This window comes from Mesorhizobium sp. WSM4313 (assembly GCF_002294725.1).
In the GTDB taxonomy this organism is placed as follows: domain Bacteria; phylum Pseudomonadota; class Alphaproteobacteria; order Rhizobiales; family Rhizobiaceae; genus Mesorhizobium.
The window spans coordinates 304,534-316,746 of record NZ_NSFT01000003.1 but is presented as its reverse complement, the minus strand read 5'-3'; the positions used below and the strand labels follow the sequence as shown (position 1 = coordinate 316,746).

Below are 12,213 nucleotides of genomic sequence, written 5' to 3'. Positions count from 1 at the left end.
GGGGTGCTCCAGGGAACGCCAGCGTCTCACTCCGCTGGAACACCCCTCATCCGTCTCGGCGCTATCGCGCCGATCCACCTTCTCCCACAAGGGGAGAAGGGAAGAGTGCGCTGCCCCTCATCCGCCCATCGGGCACCTTCTCCCCGTGAACGGGGAGAAGGACAGATGAAAGCAGCCAAGAAACCCGACCTTCTGCGCGACAACGAGCTGATCTACGGCAGGCTGCTCGCCATCGACGAGCCGCATCTCATCCAGCGCTACAACAAGGCGCTTGCCGCTTTCGGCCTCGAGCCCACCAAGCTTGCGAGCTTCCAGATCGACCGCACCGGCTTCTCGCCCGAAATCGCCGAGGAATGCGGCGACTACGACTATCTCGATCCCAACGAGGTCAACCGCCGTTTCATCATCCTGACGCCGTCGCAGATCGACCTGCCGGTGGTCCACACCGCCTTCTCCAACACCTCGCAGCTGATGTTCGAGTTCATGTCGAAGAACCAGCGCGCCATCGACGCGCTGACCATCAAGGACGTCATCTACGGCGAGATCGAGGACTCGGTTCCCAAGGTCAACGATATCGAGGACCTGCTGTCGATCAACCAGGTCGAGTTCAAGGTGTTGTCAGCCGAGGACGTGCTCGGCAAGGCGGCCGAGCTCGGCAAGCTCGTCGACCGGCTGAGGCAGGAGCCTGACGCCTGGCGCGACGACGCCATGCTTGAGCGCATGGTCGACCTTGCCAAGGTCTGCGGCGACATCCGCGAGAACGCGCTGGTGCCGGACCAAGTGATCTTCCGCCACAATGCCTACTGGACCAGCCATTTCGGCGGGCTCTATGTCTTCGTCGACCCCGACATGACGACGGTGATCAGCGATCCGGCCGCTCCCGGGTTCCGCCGCTCGCGCCCCTGGCAGGTGAGCTATCTGTCGATCAATGACGCCGACAAGGTGTTCGGCTTCCTGGCCGCCACCGGCCGCCTCGACCTGCCGCGCGCCTCCTGGATCGAGACTTCCGGTTATCTCGAACACCGCGCCGAAATGATCGTGCGGGCGCTGATCCGCGATGCCGAGCCCAACCGCAATCTGACCGATGTCGACAAGGTCTGGCTGCAGACCTGGATCCTTGGCCACGCCGACCTGATCGCCAGCGACGGCAATTTCCCGTTCCTCAACGCCGCCAAGCGCGAGATCGCCCAGCTCGGCCATCTCAAGATCGAGGATGTGTCGCCGCGCCAGCGTTTCCTCGTCGTGCGCGCCAAGCCCGATCATCCCGATGCCTGGCTGACCAACCAGCTGATCTCGGATTTCGTGCCGCAGGACTTCGTGTCGCGCTACGTCTTCAACAAGCCCGGCTTCTACAAGGATTATGACGGCTTCAGCGACGCCTGGCGAAGCCATGTTGTGGACGTTCTGAAAACCACATATCTGAAGGACAAGGCGGCGTTCCGCGCGCGCCTTTACGGTTTGACTGACTAGAGCATGATTCCGAAAAGTGGGAACCGGTTTTCGGGGGAAATCATGCTCCAACAAAGAGTTAGATCAGGATGACGTTTCAACGAAACGTTATTCTGATCTAGAGCAATTCCAGGAAAAATGTGGGCGGTTTTCCGCCCGGAATTGCGCCAAAACAAAGGGTTAGGGCAGATCGCCATTTCCCTTGAAACGGTGAAATGCTCTGAGGGGTGCCACAGCCATGCTCGACCCGATCGTGAACTTCTTCACCCGGATTTTTCAATGGATCGGCCGCGGCATCGGCTTCGTCATCGGCCTCATCCTGTGGCCGTTCATGTGGGTTGGCCGCTGGTACGGCCAGCGCGGCTGGATTCTGAAGGCGGTGGTCGGCCTTGCCGTTCTGGTATTGATCGGCCTCTATGCCAATTTCTTCTACGCCACGCAGTGGTGGAACAATTTCAACCCGAACTATCCCGACACCTACACGTTCGAGAAGCGGAACGTGTCGGCGGGCGAGCAGGTTTCAGCCGGCAGCGGCACTGATACGGCCAAGACATGCGGCAACTCGGCGATCGCCCAGGTTGCCGCCGATTTGACGGACTTCAACGTCAACCAGAATGCCTGGATCTCCTCGATGATCCTCTACAAGCTCGGCTTGTTCGGCATCGATTGGGACCACACGCCCTGGATGGACAACAAGGCCTCCTTCCAGCGCGGCATCAACCAGGCGGTGCGGCGCACCGCGACCGAGCTTGCCGACAATCTCGGCCGCGTGCGCACGACATCGCAGATCGACGCCGACCTGCAGGATGCGCGCGGCAATCTGCAGTTCGATGAATACACCTGGTATTTCGGCCTGAACCCGTTCGGCCCCAAGACGCCGACGCCGAGCTATTATCGCGACGCGGTGCGCAAGCTGCGAAACTTCAACGCCCGGCTGGCCACCTGCCAGGCGACGTTCGACGCCCGTGCCGACAATCTGAAGCAATATATCGACCGCATCTCCTCGGACATCGGATCGACCTCGGCCATCCTCAAGGAGCGCGCGGAAAACCACAATGATGGCTGGTTCGATACCCGCGCCGATGACCGCTTCTGGTTCGCCTATGGTCAGCTCTATGCATATTACGGCTTGATGAAGGGCGCCCAGGCCGACTTCGACGACGTGATCAAGGAAAAGCACCTGCAGAGCCTTTGGGACACGATGGATTCGCAATTCGTCTCGGCGCTGCGCATCCAGCCCTTCATCATCGCCAACGGCCGCGAAGACGGTTGGCTCCTGCCGACGCATCTGACGACGATGGGCTTCTACATCCTGCGCGTGCGCTCCAACATGGTCGAGATCAGCAACGTGCTCACGCAATAGCGCCTTTCGAGGCGACACGGCGATGGTGGATTTGCGCCGTCGCCTCTGTCGCTTTTCGCGTATTCAGCGGCTGTTTTGAGACGGCGGAACGGTCTTGGCTCTGGCTTCTATACGCCGCAAGCGACCGGGGCCGAAGACCCGAACAGGGTCGGACCGGGAACAGCAGTTTTTCTTTGCAGGAAACTTAGTTGCATGGAAGTTGACGCCGCGGCCGCGACAGGGTTAGAACTTACCCTTGCGCCCGCGCGGCGTTTCGAACATGCACAAATGATCAAAACCGTCCCTTCCACCGCCCAATCCAGAGGAAAGCCGTCATGGCCGAAGTGAAGTCCGACATCGAGATCGCGCGCGCCGCCAGGAAGAAACCGATCCAGGAGATCGGCGCCAAGATCGGCATCCCGAACGAGCATCTCTTGCCCTATGGCCACGACAAGGCGAAGGTCTCGGCCGAGTTCATCAAGTCGGTGAAGGACAGGAAGGACGGCAAGCTGATCCTGGTCACCGCCATCAACCCGACGCCGGCCGGCGAAGGCAAGACCACCACCACGGTCGGCCTTGGCGATGGCCTCAATCGCATCGGCAAGAAGGCGATCGTCTGCATCCGCGAGGCCTCGCTCGGACCGAATTTCGGCGTCAAGGGCGGCGCCGCCGGCGGCGGCCTCGCCCAGGTGGTGCCGATGGAGGACATGAACCTTCACTTCACCGGCGACTTCCACGCCATCACCACCGCGCATAATTTGCTGTCCGCGCTGATCGACAACCACATCTATTGGGGCAACGAGCTCGGCATCGATACTCGCCGCGTCGCCTGGCGCCGCGTTATGGACATGAACGATCGGGCGCTGCGCGAGATCATCTGCTCGCTCGGCGGCGTCGCCAACGGTTATCCGCGCGAAGCCGGCTTCGACATCACCGTGGCTTCCGAAGTCATGGCGATCCTGTGCCTCTCCACCGACCTCAAGGACCTCGAGAAGCGCCTCGGCGACATCATCGTCGCCTACCGCCGCGACAAGTCGCCGGTCTATGCCCGCGACCTCAAGGCCGACGGCGCCATGGCAGTTCTGCTCAAGGACGCCATGCAGCCCAATTTGGTGCAGACGCTGGAGAACAACCCGGCCTTCGTGCATGGCGGCCCGTTCGCCAACATCGCGCATGGCTGCAACTCGGTCGTCGCCACCACGACAGCGCTGAAGCTTGCCGACTATGTCGTCACCGAAGCCGGCTTCGGCGCCGACCTCGGCGCGGAAAAGTTCTTCGATATCAAGTGTCGCAAGGCGGGGCTGAAGCCGTCGGCGGCGGTCATCGTCGCCACGGTGCGCGCCATGAAGATGAATGGCGGCGTCAAGAAGGAAGACCTCGGCAAAGAAAACATCGAGGCGGTCAAGAAAGGCTGCCTGAATCTCGGCCGCCATATCGAGAATGTGAAGCAGTTCGGCGTGCCGGCAGTGGTGGCGATCAACCACTTCACCACCGACACCGAAACCGAGATCCAGGCGATGAAGGACTTCGTCAAGGCGCAGGGCGCCGAGGCCATCCTGTGCAAGCACTGGGCGCAGGGCTCGGCAGGCATCGAGGACCTCGCCAGGAAGGTGGTCGAGATCGCAGAATCCGGCGCCTCACAGTTCTCGCCGCTCTACCCGGACGAGATGCCGCTGTTCGAGAAGGTCAACACCATCGTCAAGCGCATCTATCGCGGCGACGAGGCGATCGCCGACAAGTCGATCCGCGACCAGCTGCATGCCTGGGAGCAGGCCGGCTACGGCAACCTGCCGGTCTGCATGGCCAAGACCCAGTACTCGTTCTCGACCGACCCGAACCTGCGCGGCGCGCCGACCGGCCATACCGTGCCGGTGCGCGAGGTCAGGCTATCGGCCGGCGCCGGCTTCGTCGTCATCATCTGCGGCGAGGTCATGACCATGCCGGGCCTGCCCAAGGCGCCGTCCTCGGAGAAGATCTTCTTGAACGAGACCGGCCAGATCGAGGGCCTGTTCTAGACGCTGCTCGAACTGAAAGCCCAAGGGCGCCGCCCCACCGCGGCGCCCTTTTTTCTTCGCCGGCTTTCACGCCACCGTGGGCGAGCCGAACTTCTTGATGCCGGCGACCGACATCGAGACGAACTGGTCGAGGATGGCGAAGAAGATATCGAGGCTGAAGCCGAACAGGAAAGCGAAGGTGAACAGGCTGAAGCCTATGCCGGTCACCTCGCCGCCGAGCTTGGTTCCCGGCGCCATGAACCAGGCTAGGATCATCCCGGCAAGCCCGCCCAGCGCAATGCGATGAATGAGCCGCGACAGCGGCGGATTGGGTAAGAGCGGGTTCAGGATCATGCGCATGTGGAACATGATGCCGCCAAGCGCGCCGTAAAGCGCGGGCAGGATCCACAGCGCATAGGGGCTGAGGACTTCGCTCAGCGTCTTGGCCTGCAGTGTCAGCATCGAAATCGAATTCGGCGTGATGGTGATGACGCCTTCGCACTGCAGATCGCGTGTCGCCGCGTCGAAATCCGCGCTCACGTCTTCGACCATCCCGGTAGAACTGACGACTTGCATGCCGCCTTGAGTGTTGCCGTTGTTCCTGCAATCGAAATCCGACTGCTTGAGCGGCTGGCTGCTCCCGGCCCCGCTCTGCTGTTGCGCCAGCGCGATTTGCTGGCCGCAGAACTGGTCAATCGCCATCTGCCTGGGGTTCGAGAAATCAAGCAGCGCGCCCGCTTTGGCCGAGGAAGCCGAAAACTTGCAATAGGCCCATTGCATGCCCCAGAGCGGAAACGGCGCCTCCTGCGTCATGAACCCCTGCGCCCGCACCAGCAACGAGGAAAAACGCTGGTCAAGCGAATGCAGGCTGTCGACGGAATTGTAATAGGCGTCCTTCAGAAGCGTCAGATCGGTCGCCGACGCCTGCTGGGCGGCGGCCGAGCTCAATTGCTTCTTGGTCGCCCAGACCTGCCTGATCGACTGCCCGAACCGAGCGCTGAAATCGTTGTTGTCGATCTCCTGCAGTTCCGCGTTGATCGAGACGCCCCTGTTGTAGACATAGGTCAGCTTGCCGATGACGATCATCATCGTCACCGACAGGGCGATGAGGAAATAGGTCGCGAGAGCGGTCCGGCGCGACATGTCGCCCGGCGACCAGCCGGTGCGCAGCGCAGCCAGGGTTGAAAACGGCACGGTGCTGGAGCAGTCGTTGAGCACCGTTTGAAGTTTGACGACCTCGGGCTGGCTTGCGCTCGCGTCACTGAGTTTTTCCGCGTCGCCGATCGCAGCGAAGAGCGCGCTGTCCTTGAACACGCCGTAGCGGCCGTAGCCGGCAACCAGCTTGGCGTCGGCAAGCAACCCGGAGACAAGAGGATCGTGGAATGTCGTCATCGCGCCCCCCGACGACTAGCCCAGATAACCCTGCACGAAGCCATATTGCGACGGGCATCCGCAGGGATAGCCGGCCGGCCCGGGCGGTTGCGCCCAGCACCAGAAGAATTGGGTGAAGCAGATCGTGCCTGGCGCATGCGGCGGCACTTGCGCGAAGGCGGGCCACGGCAGCAGCGCCGCGCCGACAGCGAGGGTCAGGACGACCAAAGTTCGTGCAACGCGCGCCTTCAATCCAGCCCCCCGAGCCATCCGCGCTTATTCACATGCGCGGCGACTTTCTAAAAATACCGGAACGGCGTCCGTGAAATGGCTCACGCTCTTGCTGGATATTTGGCGCCAAGAAAAAGGCGCCGCATCCTGGCGGCGCCCTTGTTTTGAAGGCTTCGGGTTACGCTGCGTTCCGCTGCAGGGCCCGCTGGTTGGACGCATAGATCGTGTCGCGCTCGGGCAACTTCGCGGTCTTCAGGCAATCGATCCACTCGGCGGTCTTGAGCACCGCAGCGAAGCGCGACTGCAGGACGACGCTCACCACCCGGTGTATGTCCTCGGCCGACGCGTAGCCGGCGCTGTTGGCATAGGGCACCGAGCCGCTGGCATCCGAGAGGAACTCGACGGCAAAGCCCATATGCACCGCGTGGATGATGGTCGACAGATCGCAGTTGTGGGTCATGTAGCCGACGACCGCGATCGTATCGATGGCGTTGGCGCGCAGCCAGGCTTCGAGATCCGTGCCGGTGAAGGCCGAAGGCAGCGTCTTTTCGACATAGTGGTCGCGGCCGCGCCTGGCGATCTCGGCATGCAACTCGCCGCCATGGCTGCCCTTGGCGAATATCGGCGAGGTCTCGGGCGCCATCTGCTTGACGACGACGATTTTGATGCCGGCCGCCGCGGCGGCATCCATGGCGCGCGCCACATTGGCGACGGTCTCAGCGAATGGCGGATGCTGGATGGCGAGATTGCCGCCATTGTAGTCGTTCTGGACATCGACGACGACAAGCGCGCGGCGCGGCTGGGTGGCTGGTGCTGACATGGCGGTTTTCCTTTCGACCGGGTTGATGGGCGCAAGGCTAGGCCGATGTTTCGAGTCGAGAAAGTGTCCCGATTGACATAATTCGAAAAAATTGGGACATTCAACTTTCAACGAAACGATGCTTGCCATGAAGAATCCGATCATCGCCGCCGTCGCCTTCGACGGCATCAGTCCTTTCCACCTCTCTGTGCCGTGCCTGGTGTTCGGCACCGATCGAACCAACCTTGGCCTGCCGCGCTTCGACTTCCGCGTCTGTGCGATGGACGAGAGACCCATTCATACCGATGCGGGGCTGAGCATTGTCGTGCCGCATGGGCTTTCCGCGCTCGAGGAGGCCGACATCGTCATCATCCCGAGCTGGAAGGATCTCGAGGATCCCCTGGCCGCGCCGTTCAAGGATGCTCTGCAACGCGCGCATCGGCGTGGCGCTTTGATCGTGGGCTTGTGCCTCGGCACCTTCGCAATTGCCGGCGCCGGATTGCTTGCCGGGCGCAAGGCGACGACCCACTGGGCCTATACCGATCGATTGCAGAAGCTTCATCCTGACATCGCGATCGACGCTGACGTGCTCTATGTCGACGAGGGCGACATAATAACCTCGGCCGGCGTCGCCGCCGGGCTCGACTGCTGCCTGCACATCGTGCGCGCTCGCTACGGCGCGGAGGCCGCCCTTCGGCTTGCCCGCCATGTCGTGCTCTCGCCGCACCGGCAGGGCGGGCAGGCGCAGTTCATCGAGCGACCGCTTGCGCCCACGCCGAGCGCCGACCGCTTCGCCAAGACCCTCGATGAAGTGCGGGCATCGCTCGGCGAAGCCCACAGCCTGGACAGTGTCGCTGAAGCAGCGGGCCTTACCCGCCGCACCTTCACGCGCCGTTTCCAGAAAACCACCGGCACCAGCTTCGGCGACTGGCTCGCCGACCAACGCGTAGCACTTGCGCAGAGGCTGCTGGAGCAGACGGACAAATCGATGGACATCGTGGCCTTCGAAGCCGGCTTCGGCAGCGCCACCTCACTGCGCCAGCATTTCGCCGCGCGGCTCAGGACCTCGCCGAGGCAGTACCGGCGCGAGTTTTCCAGAAGCACCAAGGCGTCAGACGGACTCAGCCTCTTGTAACGGCCCGTGCCGGGTTGCCGACGACGGTCGCGTTGGCCGGTACGTCGCGGGTCACCACCGCGCCCGCGCCGACGATGGCGCCCTCGCCTATGCTGACGCCGGCGAGGATCACCGCGCTGCCGCCGATCCAGGCATTGTCGCCGATCCTTACCGGCCTGGCGATCTCCAGCCCGGCCAGCCGGCCGGCAGCTTCGCGATGATGCTCGGCGCAGTAGATCTGCACATTGGGCCCCAGCATCGTCCCCTTGCCGATGCGCACCGGCGCGGTATCGAGGATGGTGCAGCCGGCATTGAGGAAGACGCCGTCGCCGAGATGGATGTTGAACCCGTACGCGCAATGGAACGGCGCCTCGATGCGAGCCTCCTCGCCGACGCCGCCGAGCAGCGCCCGCAGGGCCGGAGCGATGTTGCCGCGCTGCCTGGGCGGCAGGCTGTTATGCTCGAACACCGCATCGCGTGCGGCGATGCGCAACGCCTCGAGCTCATCGTCGATGCAGGTGTACCATTCGCCCGCCGCCATCTTTATGCGTTCGCTTGTCGTCATGGTGGCCCTCCAGGTTTTCGTCTGCTCCCAAAGCACAATCGATCGTCTGACAAAAGCCCCGTAGCCAAACGCCTGGCTTGTGCTAGCCTGCCGTTGCGAGGCCATGCGACGGTCTCGGTTTGATGGGGTCGATCATGCTTTACATTCTTGCATTGCTGATAGGCGTCATTGCCGGCCTGCGCGCCATGACGGCGCCCGCCGCCGTCGCCTGGGGTTCCTATCTCGGCTGGCTGCCGGTAACAGGCACCTGGGCGAGCTTCATGGGCCACTGGATCACTGTCGGCATCTTCACCATCCTGGCCATCGTCGAGCTGGTCGCCGACCAGCTGCCGTCGACGCCGAGCCGCAAGGTGCCGCCGCAGTTCGGCACCCGCATCGTCGTCGGCGCCTTCTGTGGCGCAGTCATCGGCGCGACCGCCGGCGCCACCATCGGCGGCCTGGTCGCCGGCGCGATCGGCGCGGTGATCGGCACGCTGGGCGGCGCCGAGGTCCGCGGCCGGCTGTCCGTCGCATTCGGCAAGGATCCGCCCGCCGCCTTCATCGAGGATGCGGTCGCCATCATCGGCGGGCTGCTCATCGTGGCGGCGGTCGCATGAGCGCAAAGAGCTTCGACGCCATCGTCATCGGCGCTGGCCAGGCCGGGCCGCCACTGGTTGGCCGGCTTGAGGCCGCCGGCATGAAGGTTGCGCTGATTGAGCGCAAGTTCATCGGCGGCACCTGCGTCAACACCGGCTGCATGCCGACCAAGGCGATGGTAGCGAGCGCCTATGCCGCGCATCTCGCCCGCCGCGCCGCCGACTACGGTGTCGCTCTCTCAGGCCCCGTCGGCGTGGACTACAAACGCATCAAGGCGCGCAAGGACAAGGTCACCAACGACGCCCGCGGCAACCTCGAAAAATGGATCGCCGAAATGAAGGGCTGCACGCTTTATCGCGACCATGCCCGTTTCGTCACCGCCGACACGGTGCGCGTCGGCGATGAGCTGCTCACCGCGCCAAAAATCTTCCTCAACACCGGCGGCCGCGCCTCGGTGCCCGATCTGCCTGGCGTCAACGACGTGCCCTATCTCACCAATTCCTCGATGATGGATCTCGATGTGCTGCCCAGCCACCTGATCGTCATCGGCGGCAGCTATATCTCGCTCGAATTCGCGCAGATGTTCCGCCGCTTCGGCTCCGAGGTCACGGTAATCGAGAAGGCGCCGCGGCTGACCGGCCGCGAGGACGAGGACACCTCCGCCGCCATCCAATCGATACTCGAAAACGAAGGCATCGCCGTCCATGTCGGCGCGGACGACATCGCCTTTGCCAGGCAAGGCAATGGGATCGCCGTCACCTTCGCCGCCAGCAAGCCGCCGGCGGTCGGCTCGCATGTGCTGCTGGCGCTGGGGCGCAAGCCCAACACCGACGATCTCGGCCTCGACAAGGCCGGCGTCGCGGTCGACCAGCGCGGCTATATCGTCGTCGACGACCAGTTGCGCACCAATGTGCCGGGCATCTGGGCGATGGGCGACTGCAACGGCAAGGGCGCCTTCACCCACACCTCCTACAACGACTTCGAGATCGTCGCCGCCAACCTGCTCGACAACGATCCGCGCAAGGTGAGCGACCGCATCGAAGCCTATGCGCTCTATATCGATCCGCCGCTCGGGCGCTGCGGCATGACGGAAGCCGCCGTGAAGAAATCCGGCCGCCGCGCGCTGGTCGGACAGCGGCCGATGACGCGTGTCGGCCGCGCGGTCGAGAAGGGCGAGACGCAAGGCTTCATGAAGATCCTGGCCGATGCCGACACCGGTGAAATCCTCGGCTGCTCCGTGCTCGGCCCGGGCGGCGACGAGGCGATCCACTGCGTGCTCGACCTCATGTACGCCAAGGCGCCGATCTCGACGCTGGCGCGCGCCATGCACATCCACCCCAATGTCTCGGAGCTGCTGCCGACCATCGCCCAGGAATTGAAGCCGCTGGAGTAGAGCAATTCCAGGAAAAAAGCGCTGCGGTTAGGCTCGGCGTCTTCGCCGTAGCAGGGCTCGGCGTCTTCGCCGTAGCCGCCCTGCCCCGACAGACCGGCGAGGCTGGACCACTCGACAGCCCGATCGCAACAATGCATGGCTGAAACCTCCTCACGCGGAGATATCCCATGCAGAAGACGATCGAACGCATCGCCGGCGACAGCGAGGGTGTCGCCTACGAATTTCCGGTCTTGCGCTTCGAGGGCAAGGACAAGGCGGCTCCTTCCGCCTATCTGCAGGCGGCGCTGCATGCCGGCGAGCTGCCGGGCTTCGTCGCCATCGACGCGCTGATGCCGATGCTGGCCAAGGCGGAGGCCGAGGGCCGCATCAAGGGTCCGATCACCATCGTACCCTGGGCCAACCCGATCGGCCGCGCGCAATATCATTTCGGCGAGCACCAGGGCCGCTTCAATCTCGGCACCCGCACCAACTTCAATCGCTCCTTTCCGCTGCTTGCCGCGCCCGACGCCAGGCTTCTGCCGGATGTCAGCCTCGGCGGCGCCGATCGCCGGCTGAAGAACCGGCTCGTCCAGCTCTCGCTCGGCAACGACATCGTGCTTGACCTCCACTGCGACGACGAAGGTCTGGCCTATCTCTACATCCACACCAGCCTGTGGCCGCATATGGCCGATTGCGCGGCGGCCATGGGCGCCGAAGCCGTCCTGCTGTGGAGCGAGGACGATACCGGCACCTTCGAAGGCGCCTCGATCATGCCCTACCAGAACGTGCCGGCGAGCGTCGCGCGCTTCGATCGCCGCGTCGTCACCACGGTCGAATATCGCGGCATGCTCGATGTCGACGCCGCCTTCGCCGCGGCCGATGCCGCCGGGCTCTATCGCCTGCTGGTGGCGCGCGGCGTCGTCCAGGACTCATCAGTGCCGAAATTCGAGAAATTTTCCGGACCGGTCGTACCGCTGGAAAACATCGACATGATGCCTTCGCCCAGGGCCGGCGCGATCCTTTACGAGGTCAAACCCGGCGACCGCGTCAAGAAAGGCGAAAGGCTGGCGACGATCGTCCACGCGCCCGGCGAGGCCGGCGGCCGCACGGAAGTGTTCGCCCCTCAGTCGGGCTTCATCCTGACCCGCCGCGCGCGCCGCATCATCCGCGCCGGCGAGGATCTTCTGAAGCTCGCCGGCGACGCCAGGAGCACCGATGCACGCTCCGGCACGCTGGAAGACTGAGGCATAGCGGCTTTCACCATCGCCGTGAAATCCAGTTGCATGGACCTCCATTCGCCGCTATGGGAGTCGCCATGAACATGCGTTCGAACAAGACCATTTGGTGGTGGGCTCGCTGACAGCGGCCTGTTCGTGCGTGTGCGCGTGAAAAAGAGGGTG

11 protein-coding genes are annotated in these 12,213 nt (G+C 63.6%); 7 read left to right on the top strand and 4 right to left on the bottom strand.

The genetic code is table 11. From position 1 onward, the window contains the following. Nucleotides 1-165: 165 nt before the first annotated feature. The 3 genes from CK219_RS09340 to CK219_RS09330 all read left to right on the top strand — a co-directional run bounded on the left by CK219_RS09340 (nt 166) and on the right by CK219_RS09330 (nt 4,806). Complete coding sequence (locus tag CK219_RS09340; protein ID WP_095766471.1) at nt 166-1,470, top strand: DUF6638 family protein; 1,305 nt, start codon at nt 166-168, stop codon at nt 1,468-1,470. Between the two features lie 217 nt (nt 1,471-1,687). Continuing rightward, nucleotides 1,688-2,812, top strand: a complete 1,125-nt coding sequence (locus CK219_RS09335; RefSeq protein ID WP_095766470.1) for a DUF2333 family protein — start codon at nt 1,688-1,690, stop codon at nt 2,810-2,812. A gap of 314 nt (nt 2,813-3,126) precedes the next feature. Further along, nucleotides 3,127-4,806, top strand: coding sequence for a formate--tetrahydrofolate ligase (locus tag CK219_RS09330; protein ID WP_095766469.1), 1,680 nt, complete (start codon nt 3,127-3,129; stop codon nt 4,804-4,806). Nucleotides 4,807-4,872: 66 nt separating this feature from the next. Here CK219_RS09330 and CK219_RS09325 read toward each other — a convergent pair whose 3' ends face one another. The 3 genes from CK219_RS09325 to CK219_RS09315 form a co-directional block, all read right to left on the bottom strand. Beyond that, complete coding sequence (locus CK219_RS09325) at nt 4,873-6,177, bottom strand: hypothetical protein (protein WP_141245315.1); 1,305 nt, start codon at nt 6,175-6,177, stop codon at nt 4,873-4,875. A gap of 15 nt (nt 6,178-6,192) precedes the next feature. Continuing rightward, a complete protein-coding gene (locus tag CK219_RS09320; RefSeq protein ID WP_140838766.1) occupies nt 6,193-6,408 on the bottom strand; it encodes a hypothetical protein in 216 nt (71 codons plus the stop codon). A 157-nt stretch (nt 6,409-6,565) separates the two neighbouring features. Next, entirely contained in the window at nt 6,566-7,207 is a 642-nt protein-coding gene (locus CK219_RS09315) for a cysteine hydrolase family protein (RefSeq protein WP_095766466.1), read from the bottom strand. A 127-nt stretch (nt 7,208-7,334) separates the two neighbouring features. Between CK219_RS09315 and CK219_RS09310 the strand changes: the two genes are divergently transcribed. Then, nucleotides 7,335-8,321, top strand: a complete 987-nt coding sequence (locus CK219_RS09310) for a helix-turn-helix domain-containing protein (RefSeq protein ID WP_095766719.1) — start codon at nt 7,335-7,337, stop codon at nt 8,319-8,321. Here the strand turns inward: CK219_RS09310 and CK219_RS09305 are convergent. After that, entirely contained in the window at nt 8,308-8,865 is a 558-nt protein-coding gene (locus CK219_RS09305) for a sugar O-acetyltransferase (protein WP_095766465.1), read from the bottom strand. The genes CK219_RS09310 and CK219_RS09305 overlap by 14 nt on opposite strands. Nucleotides 8,866-8,999: 134 nt before the next feature. On the opposite strand from CK219_RS09305, the gene CK219_RS09300 reads away from it, so the two are divergent. From CK219_RS09300 to CK219_RS09290, 3 genes are all read left to right on the top strand, one after another. Next, on the top strand, nt 9,000-9,461 hold the full coding sequence (locus CK219_RS09300) for a DUF4126 domain-containing protein (RefSeq protein ID WP_095766718.1): 462 nt from the start codon (nt 9,000-9,002) through the stop codon (nt 9,459-9,461). After that, nucleotides 9,458-10,834, top strand: a complete 1,377-nt coding sequence (locus tag CK219_RS09295; protein WP_095766464.1) for an FAD-containing oxidoreductase — start codon at nt 9,458-9,460, stop codon at nt 10,832-10,834. The genes CK219_RS09300 and CK219_RS09295 overlap by 4 nt, the downstream gene beginning before the upstream one ends. 167 nt (nt 10,835-11,001) lie before the next feature. Beyond that, on the top strand, nt 11,002-12,057 hold the full coding sequence (locus CK219_RS09290) for a succinylglutamate desuccinylase/aspartoacylase family protein (RefSeq protein ID WP_095766463.1): 1,056 nt from the start codon (nt 11,002-11,004) through the stop codon (nt 12,055-12,057). Nucleotides 12,058-12,213 lie beyond the last annotated feature (156 nt).